Source organism: Microbacterium enclense (genome assembly GCF_004022425.1).
GTDB classification, from domain to species: domain Bacteria; phylum Actinomycetota; class Actinomycetes; order Actinomycetales; family Microbacteriaceae; genus Microbacterium; species Microbacterium enclense_A.
The window spans coordinates 83,570-99,011 of record NZ_RBZY01000004.1; the positions used below are offsets into that span (position 1 = coordinate 83,570).

A 15,442-nucleotide genomic window follows, 5' to 3' on the forward strand; every position below is an offset into this window, starting at 1 on the left:
GGCGCTCGCGGCCCCCGGCTCAGCCGATCTGCACCAAGGCCTCGTGGTCGTCGGGGACCGTGGCATCCGGAGTGCCGTCGAACACGGCGTCGACGTACATCCGCTCGAGGCCGACATACCCGCCGTGGTAGCTGAGGAACGCGCAGTCGGCGGCGTCGCGACCCGTGGCGATCCGCACGAGTGAGCGGCGGTCGGACAGGCGCGTCGCGTCGATGACGTACCAGGCGCCGTCGAGATACGCCTCGGCGACCGCGTGGAAGTCCATGGGCTCGAGCCCGGGCGCATAGCAGGCGGCGTACCGGGCCGGCATGTCCATCGCCCGCAGCAACGCGATCACGACGTGCGCGTAATCGCGGCACACCCCCTGTCCCGTCATGAGGGTCGTCACGGCGCTGTCGGTGCCGAGGCTCAGCCCGGGGGTATAGGTGACACTGGATGCCACGAACGACGACACCGCGGCGATGAGTTCGGCCCCGGTCAGTCCGCGGAACTGCCGGCGCGCCTGAGCGAACACCTCGTCCGACTGGCAGTACCGACTGGGCCGGAGGTAGCTGATCGTCTCGAGGTCGCTCGTGTGAACCGTAGGAGACGCACCCGACACGACCGCCTCGTACCGCACGCTGAGGGGCCCGGGCTCGCCCGCGAGCCGGTGCAGACGGCTGCCGGACTGATCGACGATCTCGGTCGGCGTGTACACCCGGTCACCGCGCGAGAACGTCAATTGCTCGCTCGTGAGCGGCACGCCCTGGGCGGCGGTGATCTGGAAGATGAGGTCGACGGACGCCCCCAGATCGAGGTCGAGTTCAGCGGTCACTCGGCGCGGCACCGGGCAATCCTCGCACGGCGGCGGAGGGGTGGGATGCGCCGTGCTCATCCGTCTTTCTTACCCGGACCGCCACGGCCCGGGGACTCGTCGCTCTTGCCCCGGCCCTCGTCTCCCTTTCCGGGTTTTCCCTGGTCCTCGTTTCCGGGACGGGACTGCTCCTCCGGCTGGTCGTCGGGCGTGGCGGGCGGTTCGTCCTCATCGGCGTCATCGTCGCTGACGGTGCTCTCGGTCGGCTCGGAGCCGACGTCCACGGCGGTGTCCTGGCTCGGCTCGGGGGTGGGCTCGGTGGTCGGCTCGGGGGCGGGAGCGAGCGACGCGAGATCGGCGCGGACCGCCGCGATCCGGGAGAGGATCGCTTCGGCCTCGGTCGCCGGGATCGCGCCCGCGTCGCGTTGCGCGATGACCTCGGCCTCGAGTCGATCCAGCGTTGCGGAGGCCGAGGCATAGTCGCCACCGGATGCCTGGCTGGCGAGCGTCTGCACGACTCCCTGCCACGCCGTCGGTTCGGCGGGCGGTGAGGTGCAGCCCGCGAGCGCGATCGCGGTGGCGAGCGCGAGAGCGGGAGGGGCGAGGAGCCGGCGTATCACGGTCCGACCTCCTTCCACAGGTCATCGACGTGCTGATCCAGGGGCGCCGGAAGCGACGGCAGCGCGGGGTCGGAGGCGGGAGCCGGTGAAGTGAGCGCAACCGCGGCGGCGACGCCGCCGACGGCGAGGACGACGGCGATTACGGATGCCACGACGATCGCGCTCCGCCGGCCCCAGCGCCGCGAGTCCGCGACGGGGGCGAGAACACGCGTGCGGGTCAGTTCGTCGGGCTCCGAAGCACCGGACGGGACCGAACGGTCGAGCGGGACGGGCGGCTCCGACTCGCGCGGAATCGCGCGGAACTCGGCGCCGAGGGCAGCGGCATCCGGCCTCTGCGCCGGATCGATCGCCGTCATGCGTGACAGGAGGTCACGCCAGGACGCCGGGAGGTCCTCGGGGATGTCGGGCGGGGACACCAGGCGCGCCGCGAGCGCTTCGTGCGGGGTCCGCCCGCCGAACGGGCGTCGCCCGGTGAGGGCTTCCAGCAGCACGAGCCCGAGCGCGTACACATCGCTCGCCGGGGCCGCCGGCATGCCCCGCGCCTGCTCGGGGCTGAGATACGCGGCGGTGCCGATCACCGTGTCGGCCCGCGTGACTCGTGTCGCGCCCACGAGCGCAGCGATGCCGAAGTCGGCGAGCGTCGCCCGCGCCCGTTCGCCCGTGTGAGCGGGCGGACGCAGGAGGATGTTCGACGGCTTGACGTCGCGGTGCACGATGCCACGGGAGTGCACCACCGACAGGGCCTCGGCGATCTCGCGACCGTAGCGCGCGACATCCGCAGCCGGGAGGGGACCGCGGCCGATGAGATCCGTGAGCGTGGGACCGGCGATGAGTTCCATCGCGAGATACGTCGGCGTCGACGAGAGCCGAGCGTCGTACAGCGTGACCAACGACGGATGCGACAGCGAGGCGAGGAGGCGGATCTCCGACCGCACGCGTGCGGCATCCGCGGGATCCGCCCCGTCACCGATCATGATCTTCAGCGCGACGGTGCGACCCAGCGCGGTGTCGACCGCCTCGTAGACGCGCGAGTATCCGCCGGTGCCGAGAACGCGGCCGAGACGGTAACGCCCGTCGAAGAGGCTGTCGGCCGCAGGGTCGGCGGGCTGGGTCGTATCGGTGTCGGTCATGCGTGTCCTCGGGGCGGCCGCCCCCGGCGGGATGTCAGACGAGGTCGTCGTTCGACGACCGCGTGGTCGAACGGGTGACCTGTGCGCCACCGGCCCCCTCGGTGCGGGTCACGGTGTCGGTCTGCCGACGACGAGCCAGCAGGACCACGCCGATGATCGCCACGATCACGCCGGCGCCGATCATGATGTAGCCGATGGTCGTGAAGTCGACGAACTCGTTGGGAAGATCCACGGCGAACGCGAGGATGGCGCCGATGACGATCAGCGCGATTCCAGCTCCGATGCTCATGACAGGTCCTTTCGGGAGGGCGATGGAGCCAGGATGGCATCCGCCCCGCGAACGGGCGGAAGGTCTTGACAACGGGGGCGTGGGGCGGGTTGCGGCGCTCCCCGACGTGCGGAGGCTGCGAGAACAGGGTCTGGCGCCGGAACAGGCCGATGCGGCCGGGATCACCCTGTTGTCGGCGCGAAGCCTGTTCTCGCGGCGTGCGCGAGCGCGCAGACGACGAAGGCTCCGATCCTCGCGGACGAGTGATCGGAGCCTTCGCGGTGGTGCCCCCGACAGGAATCGAACCTGCGACCTTTGGTACCGGAAACCAACGCTCTATCCCCTGAGCTACGGAGGCGGACCGGTCAAGATTAGCATCGCGGCGGATGCGCGCCCGACCGGCGTGAGGCGGTCACTCCTCGCCGATGACCCCGATGCCGGTGGCCTGATGGTCGGCGTTCGGGTCGTCGCCGGACGGCGCCTTCGACTGCTCGTCGACGTCGTTCGTCTGGCTGGGGGCCACCGTCTCGTCGTCGCCGAGGTCTTCGGCGCCGTCGGCGGGGGCGGTGTTCTGCGAATCGCTCATGGGTCGTCCTTCCTACGCGAACCCCCAGCGTCGCAGGGCAGGCCCGACGATCGCAGAGGCTTGACCCGCGGGCCGCCACCCGTTCAGCGGCGGTCGCGCATCCATCCACGCAGGCGTCCGACGAACGGGCGGGTGAGCGCGACACGGCGACCCGCAGCGGTGACGATCAGCCGAGCGTCCTCCGCGACGGCCTCACCCCGCACGTAGGCCGCACCGATGGCGACGTAGGTGTGCAGCAGCATCGCCGCCTCCGCGCGGGTGGACGTCGCATCGTCCAGGCGGGCGCGATGGCCCGAGTCGACCCGCACCGAGAACCACCGGGTGCCGGGCGTGGAGACGACCGCCCACCGCTCCCCCACCGAGAACCGCACGAACGCGTCGCCGTCGGAGACGCCGGTCGCGGGCGCCAGGTCGGCGTACGCGTCGACGAGGCCCTCGAGCGTGGCCAACGCCTCCGCGGCGGTGACGAAGTCGGCCCGGCCCGCGCTGAGTCCGCCCCACTCGAATCTCCGGTCGGAGGTCATGGCATCCCGGCGCGGAAAACGATCGACATGACGCGAGCGTAGCGGCCACCGCACTGACCGACCCGCATCCGGTGCGGTCGTGCCCCTACGATGAGCGGCATGCTGACCTCCTCGCCGAACACCATCTTCGACCAGACGTCGATCTTCGCACTGAACACCACCAACTCATTGATCGGGTTCGCGGTCTACGTCCTCATGGTCGTCGCCCTGTGGCGCATCTTCTCGAAGGCCGGATACCCGGGCTGGCTCGCCATCATCCCGATCGTGAACGCCATCTTCCTCGTGAAGGTCGCCGGGTTCTCGGGGTGGATGTCGCTGCTCTACCTCATCCCGATCGTGAACATCGTCTTCCACATCATCGTCGCGATCCGCCTCGGCCGAGCCTTCGGTCACGGCGGGGTCTTCTCGTTCTTCCTGCTGGTGGTGTTCTGGATCATCGGGTACCTCATCGTCGGGTTCAGCGACGACCAGTACCGTTCCGAGCGCATCTGAGACGCGGGACGACTCAGGACGAGCGGAAGATCTCGACGCTCTGAGGACGGTCGGTCGCTGCGGCGATCAGGGCGACGATGCCGAGGCCCAGCGTGGGGGCGAGGGGCCCGATCCAGCCGATCATCCCGGCCGCCACGAGCACCGACTGGTCGGCTCCCGCGGCGCCGAGGGCCACCCACACGATCTGGACGAGGACGGCGCTGCCGACGCTGATCGCCAGCGCCCACAGGGGGGCCCAGCGCCACTGCGCGGGCACAGCACCCAGTCGCGCGATCTGCGTCGCAGCGATCACCCCCGCCGCGATCGACACGACCGAGCCCGTCCAGCTGACGGCGAACGCCATCCATGCGGTGGACGGCGCGGAGGACACGACCTGGACCGGCGTGAGGACGTACGAGATGTTCACGACGAGGGGCGCGAGCGCGACGACGATCAGCGCCGTCAGACCGAGGGGTCGTCGGGCCACGACGCTTCCCTCGGGTCGCAGGCCGATCGCGAAGACCAGGATGCCGAGACCCCACAGGACATCGATGAGGGTCTGGGTCGCCATCGCCGACCCGGCCATCTGCGCCACCCCGAGCCGGACGATCCCGCACACCGCGAGCAGGATGCCGCCGACGCGCCACGTTGTTCTGCGCTTGCCCATGGCCTCACCCTACGGGGGCGACAGCGGGCTGAGAGGCGGTGTCAGGCCTGCGTGGGCTGATCGAAATCCCAGTCGACCGGCTCGTCGTCGTCGTCCGCGGCTACCGGCTCGACGACGCGGAGCCCGGACCGCGGGAACAGGCGGTGGTTGCGCAGATCCTCCGACCACGCGCTGAAATCCGGCTCCTCGCCGTCCCAGTCCATCGGAGCGGAGAGCACGTCATTGCCGACGCCGATGACGAGCTCGGCCTGCCCGACCTTGTGGTCCTCCGTCACGATCGGGATGCTGACGGCCTCCGCCTGGCCCTCTTTCGCCACAGCGGCGGTCAACTCGACGAGCGACTTCGCGACGTCATCGGTCGTCATCACCGTTTCTCCGGCGTACGTCACACATCTCATGCGCCTAGCCTGACGTCCGCGGGCCGGGGCCGAAGCCGGGTTGCGCGTGATCCGGTGGGTGGGATACGCGTCAGTCCCGCCGCTGGGCGGAGCGGAACATCGCGGCATCCAATTCGAACCAGACCGCGCGCACGGTGTCGAACTCGGCGAACCGCTCGGGAGCAGGTTCGTCGAGAATGAGGCGGTAACCGCGCGGGAGGTCGTCCACGTGCTGTCCGTCGCGCGGGCCGCCGACGAGCACGTAGATCACGGCGACGCGGCGGTTCCGGCGTCGACGGCCACTCCGTCGACCGCGTCGCTCATTCGGTGGAGGAAGCTCACGACCACGGCGGATTCTTCCGGCGACATGTCGATCACCGCGGCGAGCATGCGGTCGTGCATGTTGCCGAGGGTCTCGCGCACCTCGGCGTGCGCGCGTTCCGTCGCGTGCACGAAGATGCTGCGACGGTCGTCGGGGTTGGCCGTTCGCGCGATGTGGCCGGAGCGCTCCAGCCGGTCGAGGATGGCCGTCGTGGACGCCGTCGACAGACCCAGGTACCTCGTCAACTCGCCGGGGCGCACGTTCCGCCCCGGTTCGCGCAGAAGGTAGCGCAGAACCAGGAGTTCGTTCTCCCCCATCGACATGGACTCGCGGGTCCGCCGACGCATCGCGAGTTCGGCGGCGCGGTAGACGCGCAGGGCCTCGAGAACCGCCTTGGTGCGCACCCGTCGATCGGCCGGCTCTTCGCCGTACCAGTAGGTGCGCGAGTCATGGTCTCCGTCGGGAGAGAGGCTCGGCGACACCGCACGCACGTCCGTCATGGTGTTCGCCCCTTGCTGTCGATCCTGCGATCATACAGTGAAACAAATAGTTCGACAAACTAGTTACTAAGCGAGTATGTTCTTCATACAGCTAAACCAACGAAGGGAGTTCCTCATGGGCCACCTCTACTACGCCACGTCGGCGGAGCCCATCCGTGTTCCGGACCGTCTCCTCTCGCACCTCAAGGTGGTCGTGGCGACCAAGCTCCGTCGCAGCGAGAGCTTCACCCTGAGCTGGACCCACGTCGACGGCGCCCCCGGTCGTTCCACCCTTTGGCTCCAGCCCGCCATTCCCCTCCGCTTCGTCTTCGACAGCGCCGAGCCGGAGCAGCTCGACGCTCGAACGCTCAAGGACATGGCCGATATGGCCAACTCGTCGGCCGGCCTCATCATCGCTCTCGACGCCGAGATCCCCGCCGCGACGACTCCGACCCGTACATCCGCCCCCGCGGCGCACCGCACGGCGCTGCGAAAGGCGGCCTGAGATGTCCACGACCATCGCGGCATCCCTCGCGCCCCTGTCCGCCGCACGCGTGACGTGGGCCAAGGTCGACTCCGGGTTCTGGGTCGCTCATCGCGGCGGCGAGTACTACGGCTGCGTCGACAGTGTGTCGGGCGGCTTCGTCTCCCGCGACGCGCACGGCATTCCCATCGGGCGCTACGACGCTCTCGATGCGGCGAAGGCCTCCCTGCGGACGACCGCCGACCCGATCAACACCGCGCGTCGCCGTCGCGCCGAACGGGCGACCGCCGTCCTGGCCACCACCGCCGGTACCGCCGCACTCGCCTTCGCACTCACCGCCGGCGCACTCGCGCCGTACCTGTGAGCGCCGCGATGCTCGTCGACCTGCGCGACGAGGCGGACGACGTCGAGGATGCCGCTCGAGCCGAGTTCGCACAGCGCTACGGCGTGTCGCCGCTCTGATGGCGCACCCCGCGAGACGCCACCCCCTGGACAGCACATCGGCCGTGTGGGACCGTTCCCCGGACGCCGCATCTCGGCGTTCGACGAAGGGATAGCCCCGTGACAGATCACGCTTCCACCGACCGCCCCGACGACGCGGACGCGCCCGACCCCGGCTCCAACGGCGCAGGTTCCGAGTCGCCGGAAGAAGGTGCCGCCGCTCAGCGCGACGCCGACGAGGCTGCCGACACGAACGCATCGCCCGGGGGCGAGATCAACTGATCCTCCCGCCGCCCCGGTCAGGCCTCAGCGAGCTGATCGGGGCGCGGGGCGAGGTCGGGACGCAGACGCGTACCGAACTCGTGGCGCAGCGCGCTGAGCGCGGCCTGCCAGCCGGCGAGTCCGTGCACGCCAGGACCCGGGCTCGTCGAGGACGAGCACAGATAGACGCCCGGCACCGGGGTGCGCCACGGGTCGGGGCGGTAGACGGGTCGCCCGATCAGCTGTGTCAGCGACGGCGCACCGGCCGAGATATCGCCTCCCGGGAAGTTCGGGTTCCAGGCGGCGATATCCACCGCCGTTCGTGACGCCGACGCCAGGATGGTGTCGCGGAAGCCGGGAGCGAACCGTTCGATCTGGGCGATGATCGCCTCCTCGCGGTCGGCTGTGCTCCCCGCCGGCACGTGCGTGTAGGCCCACAGCACGTGGCGACCCTCCGGGGCTCGGGTGGCGTCGAAGAGCGACGGCTGCGCGACGAGCACGTAGGGGGCCTCCGACAGTTCGCCGCGCTCCACGGCGTTCTCCGCCGCGGCGATCTCCGCCCGGGTCCCGCCGACGTGCACGGTGCCGGCGGATGCCACAGCGGGATCGGCCCAGGGCACCGGGCCCGACAGCGCGAAATCGACCTTGGCCACCCCGCCCCCGTAGCGGAAGCGCTCGAGCGCGCGGCGGTAGCCGAACGGCATCCGGTCTTTCATGAGTCGGAGCAGAGTCCGCGGGGTGACGTCGAGGAGGACGGCCCGCGCGGGGGGAAGCTGACGGAGATCGGTGACATCGACGCCGGTGTGTACGACACCACCGTGCGCACGGAGATCCGCGATCATGGCGTCGGCGATGGACTGGCTCCCGCCGACCGGGATCGGCCACCCGCGCCCGTGCGCGTACGTCGCGAGGACGAGTCCGGCTCCGCCCGCCGCGATGCTCGGCTGGTGGAGGATCGAGTGCGCCGACACCCCGGTGATCATGGCGGGCGCGGTCTCTTCGCGGAACCGCGCGTTCCACCAGGGACCCCCCTGTTCGAGGGAACGGAAGCCGAAGAAGAACGCCGCAAGAGGATCGCCGGGAATACGCAGCAGAGCGTTGCCGGTGAAATCCGCCACGCCGCGCAGGTGCGAGACGAGCGGGCCCATCAGCCGTGCGTACGCCCCGCCGTCGCGGCCGATCGACTCCGCCGTACGGTCGAGATCGCGGTAGGCGAGTCCCGCGCGGGCGCCGTCCAGCGGATGGGCGAACGACGCATCCGGGACGACGAACGGCACGCGACGTTCCAGGCCGAATTCGCGGAAGAACCAGGACTCCAGGGCGAGCGGATGAACCGCGGAGCCCAGGTCGTGACGGAAGCCGGGGAGAGTGAGCTCGCCCGTCGATGCCGCGCCGCCGAGCGAGGTCTGCCGCTCGTACACGGCGACGGACAGTCCGGAGCGGGCGAGGGTCACCGCGGCGGCGAGCCCATTGGGTCCCGATCCGACCACGATCGCGTCGTAGCTCTCGCTCATCGTTCGATCGGCTCCTTCTCGGCCGTGGACGCCCGCCCGATGGCCGACGACCCCCCGCTGGTACCGGGCGCGCCACCCTCCGCGAGATAAGCCAGGCGGTGCAGGGTCTCGGCGTTGCGCCACCTTGTGATCGCGTCGAACACCACATCGGGCAGCAGCCGGGTGGGGCCGGTCACCGGCTCTTCCTGCAGCCGGACGACGCACACGTCTCCGCGCCGCTTGACGTCGATCGACACGCGCGCGATACCGATCGGGCCGCCGTGCGGTTCGAGCACCGCCCGGTACGGCGGGTCCCAGACCCGCATCACCGTCGTGTCGTTGACGAGGAGCGGCCACGATCCGAACGAGTGGTGCAGCTCCGCCCCCTCGCGCGGCCAGGCATCGGACACGTCGCGCATCCGCGACGCTCCCACCACCCACAGCGGGTACAGCCAACCGTTGGCGAGAACGCGGAAGACATCGTCGGGCGAGCACTGCAGCAATCGCACGTTGCGAGCCATGCGGGGCCCCTTCCTCGTCAGCGGTGCAGACGACCTACGCTACGGGTCGGCACGTTCGCGGGTCACGGTGGTTGCGCCCGCGCACAGCGCCCGTTACGTGCTCACGCGGCGGCGGGGAGGACCACCCATGCCCGGGTGCCACCCGCGGGCGACTCCTCCAGGCCGATATGCCCGCCATGGGCCTGGGCTATACGTCGGCAGGTCGCCAACCCGATGCCGAGCCCGGGAACCTCTCCGTCGTGTCCTCGCTGCATGGGCTCGAACATCCGGTCGCGCACCGCCGGGTCGACCGTGTCGCCGTTGTCGTCCACCGTGAGGCGCCAGCCGTCGGGGAGCTCCTGAACGTTCACGACGACGCGCGGTACGCGGCCGGCCGCCACCGTGAACTTCACCGCGTTCGCGATGAGGTTCTGCAGCAGTACCCGCAAGAGGGTGTCGTCCGCGCGGACGAAGGCCGAGGCATCGACGACGACCTCGGCGCCGGCGCCCACCACGGCACCGTCCAGGTCCTCGAGCACCTCGTCCACGATCTCACCGACGTCGACCGTGGTGATCCGCGGGCGCGCGCCACCCATCCGGGCGAAATCGAGCAGATCGGTCACCATCGACGTCATGCGGGCGGCCGCCGACTCCGCGCGGGCGAGCGAGCGTGCCGCCCGCGGGGCGTCGATCATCTCGGGACTGTCGGCGGCGAGCTCGAGGAACCCCGCAAGGGCGGTCAGCGGGTTGCGCAAGTCGTGGCTCACCTGCGTGGCGAACTGCTCCAGCTGCGCGTTGGACTCCGCGAGGTCGCGGGTCAGTCGCCGCAGCTCGAGGACGTCGATCACCTGGTGCGCGAGGAGATCGAGGGCGTGTGCACTGGCATCCGTCAACTGCCCGACCTCGTCGTCGAAGACGCACAGGGTGCCGATCGCCACACCCGCGGGGGTGACGAGAGGGCTGGACGCGTAGAACCGGACGGAAGCGATCGCCCCGGTGACGAAGGCGTTGTCGCGGAACCGCGGGTCTTCGCGCGCGTCGGACACGACCACTCGACGCGGGTCGACGAGCGCAGCCGCACACATCGAGTCCTCGATGGAGCAGGATGCCGCCTGGACGCCGACGGCGGCGACCTGGTGCTGGGCGCGATCGTCGATGATGTTGATGACGGCGGTCGACACGTTGCAGACCGTCGCCGCCAGTTCCACCAGGCCCTGCAGGTCAGGCTCCGGAAGTGCCCCGACGATCCGGTACTGGTCGATGGCTTCGCGGCGCGTCACCTCATGAGCTGTGGACACGGCATCCCCTTGCGATTCGTCCTTGCTTCGACCCTAGCCCGACGGGTACACCCTGCGGCGGCCGATCGGTAGCCCCTCGTGCCGGTGTCGTCGGCGGCGCACCGTGGACTCATGACGTCCACGACCCCCGCTCCCCTGGATCCACCCACCGCCCCCGACGGCCTTCCCGCCCCCGCCGAGACACCCCCGACGATCCCCGCCGAGCCGACGGCGCCGACGCCCGCCGAACCGACCGTTCCGCTCCCCCCGGAGCCCGCGCCCGACCCGTCCGGGACGGACATGGGCGGCTCGGCGACGGGCAGCGCCCAGCCGGACGCGGACAACGCCGTGGAGGAAGACGTGCTCGACGCCGTCGACCCGGGCGGGCAACCGGACTGACCCCGAGTCAGACGCCGAAGGGGCGAGCACCGATGTGCTCGCCCCTTCGGCGTTCGTGGTCGGCGTCCCCGTGCGTCACGGGTTGCCGCGCGTCCAGAGCAGCAGGATCGCCACGAGCTGGAGGACGAGGCACCCGACGAGGATCGCGGTGCGGCGCCGCGGCGTCGACGACCACCGGTCGTCGCCCAGGATCGGCGCCATCGGCATGAGCAGACGGAACGTGCTCTGCTGGGGAAGGAACACCGCGAGGATGTACACGCCGTAGCTGAAGATGTACGCGACCACCATGAGGCCCAGGCGACGGACGGGGCGCGACCACAGGAGCGCCGCGAACGCCACGATGAGCGCGACCACGAGGATGATGCCCACGACGCCGAGGTGCGTGCCGGCCTGCCGGAACCAGGGAGTGAACGGCGTGAACTCGTCGTTGCCGACGTAGTCCAGCCACCATCCCAGCTCGGTGCGGATGTACGCGTTGTGCGTGCCGGTCGCCCACTGGGCGATGTGGTTCCACGACAGACCCGCGATCGCCATCGTGAAGCCCGTCGCCATGAGCGACGCCCATTCGCGGAACGGGAACGGGTCGACGCGGCGACGGAAGAAACGCACCAGGAAGACGATGCCGAGCGCCAGGGCGAGCGCCAGGACACCCGGACGCGTGTACGCCGCGATGAGCCCGATCGGCAGGATCCAGAGGTACTGCCGCTTGATCGCCAGCAGCATGCCGCTGAACACCAGCAGCATGAACAGGCCCTCGCTGTAGCCGAGCGCGAAGAGGAAGGACATCGGCGCGAACGAGAAGAAGACGACGGCCCACCACGCGGCGTGCGGCTTGGTCACGGTGCGGAGGAGACGGAACAGCACCCACGTCGCGCCGAGGCTCGCCGCGAGGCTGATGAGGACCGCCACCGGCTGCCAGCCGAGCCCGGTCGCGCCCGAGATCGCGCGGACCAGAGAAGGGAAGACGGGGAGGAACGCCCAGTTGTTGGGCAGGATGTCGCCCGAGACGTTCATGGGCAGCGACATCGGATAACCCTGTGCCGCGATCTGACCGTAGCGGTCGGCATCCCACCCGGTGAGGTAGTCGAAGAACGTGCCGAGGCGCTCGCTGTCGGGACCGAAGCCCCACCGTGCCGACTTCGCGATGGAGTAGAACCCCCACAGGAACCCGAAGTTGACGGCCCGCGCGACGGCCCACAGCAGCAGCACACGCGTGAACGCACCGCGCTCGATGGGCTCCACGCCCTGGGGCGCACGCAGGACATCCCGTCCGTACTGGCGGAGGGCCTGCCCGAAACGGGAGTCCAGCAGTCGTCGTCCGCGCTCGCGCAGCGGCGCGACGCGATCGTCGGTCGGGGCCGGTCGTACCGTGGGGACCAGCTCGCTCGGCGGTGCGCTCACTCGGAACCTTTCACACAGGGAGGAAGTGGGCTGCTGACGACGGTGTCCGGCCCGGACAAGTGCATTCGGGCAGATCGTACCGGATGCACCCGCCGCGTCTTCCCGGTTGACTTTCAGGAAATGTCCTGGTCAGTGGACGTCGCTGACGATCTTCAAACCCACGACGCATCCCACCAGACCCAGGATGAGGAGGATTTTCACCACCGAAACGGGTTCGGCTCCCCCGACCATCGCGATGACGACGGTGAGCGCGGCCCCGATCCCCACCCAGACGGCGTACGCCGTCCCCGTCGGGATCTCGCGCATGGCCCAGGCGAGACCGCCCATGCTGGCCACCAGAGTGACGGCGAAGATCACGGTCGGCCACAGCTTGGTGAAGCCCTCCGAGCGCCCCAGCGCGGTGGCCCATACCGCTTCCAGTACGCCCGAGACGGCGAGGATGATCCACGACATGACAGTGCTCCTTGGCCAGTCTTGTCGCTGTCCGGGTACTGATCCCTCGTCCGGTCGTGCGGTGCGCACGCTCCGATCACGCTAGCAAGCCCCCCTGTGCACAACCCGTGCACGGCATCCTCCGTCGGATCAGACGAGGAAGAGAGGTACGAGGCCGGGGTTGTGGGCGTGCACCAGGACGCCGAAGACGACCGCATCGAACAACAGGTGCACCGTCACCACGTACCAGAGCGAGCGCGTGCGCAGGAACAGGAAGCCCTGCACGAGTGCGAACGGGATGGTCAGCACGGGCCCCCACGCCTGATAGCCCAGTTCCCAGAGGAACGACACGAACACGATCGCCTGCAGCAGGTTGGCGGTGAGGTCGGGGAAGTGCCGACGCAGGAGCACGAAGACGGTGCAGACGAAGAAGAGTTCGTCCCAGATACCGACGGCGCCCACGCCGATGAAGAGACGTCCGATGAGCTCGGGGGTGTCCACGACGGGCCAGTTCGTGTACACGCCGGACGTGACGAAGTAGAACGGCAGGATCAGCCACCCCAGGACGATGACCCCGACCAGCCAGGCCCACTGCCACCACGTCCAGCGGCCGCCGCCGCGCCACGGGAAACCGATCGCCCGGTCGCGGAAGACGAACCGGGAGATCACATACGGCAGGACGACGGCCCCGCCGAGCGCGAGGGTGAACCGCACGAAGGCGGCGTTGTCGAGTTCGGCCTTGAGCGGGATCAGGCTGACGACGAACTGCCCGAGCGCGATGAGGAACACGTCGCGGGCGATGCTGGGCACGGACCGGTCCCCCGGCGGCGGCGGCACGATCGGGGTGCCCGCGATCCGGTCGGCGACGACGGCGGATGCCACCGCCAGCGCCAGCACGATCCACCCCAGCCACACGATCTGCGCGACGAAGAGGACCGGTGCGGCCAGGCACACCAACGCGGCGGGAAGGAGCGCCGGAGTCCAGGTGCGGCGGTCGCGTTCGGGTGCGGCGGCGTGGGTGCTCATGTGGCGAGACGGGTATAGGTGAGGTCGCGGATGTCACGGCCGACGCGGATGCCCTTGCGCTCGAACGCGGTGAGAACACGTCCATCGAACCGATCCGCCCACTCGCCGGCGAACGCCCGCTCGAACGCGGGAGCCGCATCCAGGACGGCGCGCATCTGGTCGGCGTAGTCCTGCCAGTCGGTCGCGAGCCGCAGCGTGCCGCCGGGGCGGAGCGCCTGGGCGGCGATGCGGGCGAACTCGGGCGCGACGAGCCGGCGCTTCGTGTGCTTCTTCTTGTGCCAGGGGTCGGGGAAGAAGACCCATAGCTCATCGACGGATGCCGCGGGCAGGAGGTGCTCGAGCACTTCGGGGGCGTTCGCCTCGACGAGCCGCAGGTTGCGGATGCCAGCGCGGTCCGCGTCGAGCATCGTCCGAGCCAAGCCCGCGGAGAACACCTCGACGGCGAGGAAGTCGGTGTCGGCCCGCGCCGAGGCCGCCGCGACGATCTGGTGCCCCTGGCCGGAGCCGATCTCGACGATCAGGGGCGCACGACGTCCGTACACCTCGGCGGGATCGATCGCCGCCCCGGGCCGGACACTCGTCGCCGCCGCATCGCGCTGAACCGGCAGCAGGTAGAACGGCGACAAGTCGACCCACGCACGATCCTGGGCCTCCGACATCCGGCCGCTGCGCCGAACGAACGACACCGGGCGATCGCGATAGACGGGGGACTCCATGGCATCCAGGGTAGGCGAGGCGTCCCCCGGCGACTCCTGGGTGTCACGCGACTGCTCGCGCGGCTTCCGGCCGCTCATGGCACCGTCACGAAGTCGATGAGCTCCTCGACGCGACCGAGGAGCGCGGGCTCGAGGTCGCGGAACGTCGTCACCCGCGACAGGATGTGCTGCCACGCGCGGGCGAGATCCGCCTGCTCCTCGGCAGGCCAGCCCAGGGCACGGCACACCCCGACCTTCCACTCGATCCCGCGCGGCACCTCGGGCCAGGCGGCGATGCCGACGGCTCGCGGGGTGACGCATTGCCAGACGTCGACGAAGGGGTGCCCGACGATGCGCACGTGGGCGCCGTGGCGTCCCCGCGCGATCTTCTCGGCGATGCGCGATTCCTTCGACCCCGGCACGAGGTGGTCGACGAGCACGCCGTACCGGCGCTCGGCCGTCGGCGCCTCGGCATCCAGGGTCTGTTCGAGCAGGTCGACGCCCTCGAGGAACTCCACCACGACGCCTTCGGCGCGGAGGTCGGCTCCCCACACCTTCTCGACGAGCTCCGCGTCGTGCTTGCCCTCGACGAAGATGCGGCTCGCGCGGGCTGTCCGTGCGCGCTGGTCGGAGGCCGCGAACGATCCCGACGCCGTTCGCGTGCGTGGCTTCGGGGCCGCCGCGGGGGCGACCAGCACCACGGGATCGCCATCGAGGAGGAACCCGCCGCCGAGCGGGAACAGGCGGCGCTTACCCACCCGATCCTCGAGCTCGACGTGCATGCCCTCGAGGCGGG

The 15,442-nt window shown here is 70.2% G+C and carries 23 protein-coding genes, 1 tRNA gene and 1 riboswitch; of the genes, 5 read left to right on the forward strand and 19 right to left on the reverse strand.

Annotated elements, in window-relative coordinates; translation table 11 throughout:
* Positions 1–19: 19 nt before the first annotated feature.
* The 7 genes from D8Y23_RS01920 to D8Y23_RS01945 form a co-directional block, all read right to left on the reverse strand.
* A complete protein-coding gene (locus tag D8Y23_RS01920) occupies positions 20–826 on the reverse strand; it encodes a transglutaminase-like domain-containing protein (protein ID WP_128216481.1) in 807 nt (268 codons plus the stop codon).
* A 44-nt stretch (positions 827–870) separates the two neighbouring features.
* Positions 871–1,413 carry a hypothetical protein gene (locus tag D8Y23_RS01925; RefSeq protein ID WP_128216482.1) on the reverse strand — a complete coding sequence of 181 codons (543 nt, stop codon included), beginning with the start codon at positions 1,411–1,413 and terminating at the stop codon, positions 871–873.
* Positions 1,410–2,543 (reverse strand): serine/threonine-protein kinase, encoded by a 1,134-nt coding sequence (locus D8Y23_RS01930; RefSeq protein WP_128216483.1) that lies wholly within the window; start codon positions 2,541–2,543, stop codon positions 1,410–1,412. Before D8Y23_RS01930 ends, D8Y23_RS01925 begins: the two co-directional genes overlap by 4 nt.
* Positions 2,544–2,577: 34 nt before the next feature.
* Positions 2,578–2,832 (reverse strand): DUF6458 family protein, encoded by a 255-nt coding sequence (locus D8Y23_RS01935; RefSeq protein WP_128216484.1) that lies wholly within the window; start codon positions 2,830–2,832, stop codon positions 2,578–2,580.
* 261 nt (positions 2,833–3,093) lie between these two features.
* Positions 3,094–3,169 (reverse strand) — tRNA-Arg (locus tag D8Y23_RS01940).
* A gap of 54 nt (positions 3,170–3,223) precedes the next feature.
* Positions 3,224–3,397, reverse strand: a complete 174-nt coding sequence (locus D8Y23_RS16675; protein ID WP_164878102.1) for a hypothetical protein — start codon at positions 3,395–3,397, stop codon at positions 3,224–3,226.
* An 83-nt stretch (positions 3,398–3,480) separates the two neighbouring features.
* A complete protein-coding gene (locus tag D8Y23_RS01945) occupies positions 3,481–3,921 on the reverse strand; it encodes a hypothetical protein (RefSeq protein ID WP_128216485.1) in 441 nt (146 codons plus the stop codon).
* A gap of 99 nt (positions 3,922–4,020) precedes the next feature.
* Between D8Y23_RS01945 and D8Y23_RS01950 the strand changes: the two genes are divergently transcribed.
* Entirely contained in the window at positions 4,021–4,413 is a 393-nt protein-coding gene (locus D8Y23_RS01950) for a DUF5684 domain-containing protein (protein ID WP_205796731.1), read from the forward strand.
* A 13-nt stretch (positions 4,414–4,426) separates the two neighbouring features.
* Here the strand turns inward: D8Y23_RS01950 and D8Y23_RS01955 are convergent, their stop codons facing one another.
* From D8Y23_RS01955 to D8Y23_RS01970, 4 genes are all read right to left on the reverse strand, one after another.
* Positions 4,427–5,059 (reverse strand): hypothetical protein, encoded by a 633-nt coding sequence (locus D8Y23_RS01955; protein WP_128216486.1) that lies wholly within the window; start codon positions 5,057–5,059, stop codon positions 4,427–4,429.
* 41 nt (positions 5,060–5,100) lie between these two features.
* A complete protein-coding gene (locus tag D8Y23_RS01960; protein WP_240663726.1) occupies positions 5,101–5,424 on the reverse strand; it encodes a hypothetical protein in 324 nt (107 codons plus the stop codon).
* Between the two features lie 103 nt (positions 5,425–5,527).
* Entirely contained in the window at positions 5,528–5,707 is a 180-nt protein-coding gene (locus tag D8Y23_RS01965; RefSeq protein ID WP_128216487.1) for a hypothetical protein, read from the reverse strand.
* Entirely contained in the window at positions 5,704–6,258 is a 555-nt protein-coding gene (locus tag D8Y23_RS01970) for a MarR family winged helix-turn-helix transcriptional regulator (RefSeq protein ID WP_128216488.1), read from the reverse strand. Before D8Y23_RS01970 ends, D8Y23_RS01965 begins: the two co-directional genes overlap by 4 nt.
* Positions 6,259–6,373: 115 nt before the next feature.
* Here D8Y23_RS01970 and D8Y23_RS01975 point away from each other — a divergent pair, with 115 nt between their 5' ends.
* The 3 genes from D8Y23_RS01975 to D8Y23_RS16680 all read left to right on the forward strand — a co-directional run bounded on the left by D8Y23_RS01975 (position 6,374) and on the right by D8Y23_RS16680 (position 7,444).
* On the forward strand, positions 6,374–6,742 hold the full coding sequence (locus tag D8Y23_RS01975; RefSeq protein WP_128216489.1) for a hypothetical protein: 369 nt from the start codon (positions 6,374–6,376) through the stop codon (positions 6,740–6,742).
* Position 6,743: 1 nt separating this feature from the next.
* Entirely contained in the window at positions 6,744–7,085 is a 342-nt protein-coding gene (locus D8Y23_RS01980; RefSeq protein ID WP_128216490.1) for a hypothetical protein, read from the forward strand.
* A 197-nt stretch (positions 7,086–7,282) separates the two neighbouring features.
* The gene (locus D8Y23_RS16680; protein WP_164878103.1) at positions 7,283–7,444 is read left to right on the forward strand and encodes a hypothetical protein; all 162 of its coding nucleotides are present in this window, start codon (positions 7,283–7,285) and stop codon (positions 7,442–7,444) included.
* 17 nt (positions 7,445–7,461) lie between these two features.
* On the opposite strand, the gene D8Y23_RS01985 is transcribed toward D8Y23_RS16680, so the two are convergent.
* From D8Y23_RS01985 to D8Y23_RS01995, 3 genes are all read right to left on the reverse strand, one after another.
* The gene (locus D8Y23_RS01985) at positions 7,462–8,937 is read right to left on the reverse strand and encodes a phytoene desaturase family protein (RefSeq protein ID WP_128216491.1); all 1,476 of its coding nucleotides are present in this window, start codon (positions 8,935–8,937) and stop codon (positions 7,462–7,464) included.
* On the reverse strand, positions 8,934–9,437 hold the full coding sequence (locus tag D8Y23_RS01990; protein WP_128216492.1) for an SRPBCC family protein: 504 nt from the start codon (positions 9,435–9,437) through the stop codon (positions 8,934–8,936). The genes D8Y23_RS01985 and D8Y23_RS01990 overlap by 4 nt, the downstream gene beginning before the upstream one ends.
* A gap of 101 nt (positions 9,438–9,538) precedes the next feature.
* Positions 9,539–10,714: a sensor histidine kinase gene (locus D8Y23_RS01995; RefSeq protein ID WP_128216493.1), complete on the reverse strand. Its 1,176-nt coding sequence runs from the start codon at positions 10,712–10,714 to the stop codon at positions 9,539–9,541.
* Positions 10,715–10,825: 111 nt separating this feature from the next.
* Here D8Y23_RS01995 and D8Y23_RS02000 point away from each other — a divergent pair, with 111 nt between their 5' ends.
* Complete coding sequence (locus D8Y23_RS02000) at positions 10,826–11,092, forward strand: hypothetical protein (protein WP_128216494.1); 267 nt, start codon at positions 10,826–10,828, stop codon at positions 11,090–11,092.
* A 75-nt stretch (positions 11,093–11,167) separates the two neighbouring features.
* Here D8Y23_RS02000 and D8Y23_RS02005 read toward each other — a convergent pair whose 3' ends face one another.
* From D8Y23_RS02005 to D8Y23_RS02025, 5 genes are all read right to left on the reverse strand, one after another.
* Positions 11,168–12,493, reverse strand: a complete 1,326-nt coding sequence (locus D8Y23_RS02005) for a mannosyltransferase family protein (RefSeq protein WP_164878104.1) — start codon at positions 12,491–12,493, stop codon at positions 11,168–11,170.
* 129 nt (positions 12,494–12,622) lie between these two features.
* Positions 12,623–12,946, reverse strand: a complete 324-nt coding sequence (locus tag D8Y23_RS02010; protein WP_128216496.1) for a DMT family transporter — start codon at positions 12,944–12,946, stop codon at positions 12,623–12,625.
* A 10-nt stretch (positions 12,947–12,956) separates the two neighbouring features.
* Positions 12,957–13,020: riboswitch (guanidine-III (ykkC-III) riboswitch) on the reverse strand.
* A gap of 55 nt (positions 13,021–13,075) precedes the next feature.
* Complete coding sequence (locus D8Y23_RS02015) at positions 13,076–13,951, reverse strand: CPBP family intramembrane glutamic endopeptidase (protein WP_128216497.1); 876 nt, start codon at positions 13,949–13,951, stop codon at positions 13,076–13,078.
* Positions 13,948–14,667: a tRNA (guanosine(46)-N7)-methyltransferase TrmB gene (gene trmB / locus D8Y23_RS02020; RefSeq protein ID WP_164878105.1), complete on the reverse strand. Its 720-nt coding sequence runs from the start codon at positions 14,665–14,667 to the stop codon at positions 13,948–13,950. Before trmB ends, D8Y23_RS02015 begins: the two co-directional genes overlap by 4 nt.
* 74 nt (positions 14,668–14,741) lie before the next feature.
* A partial coding sequence (locus tag D8Y23_RS02025) for a DUF3097 family protein (protein ID WP_128216499.1) occupies positions 14,742–15,442 on the reverse strand: 701 nt, incomplete at its 5' end.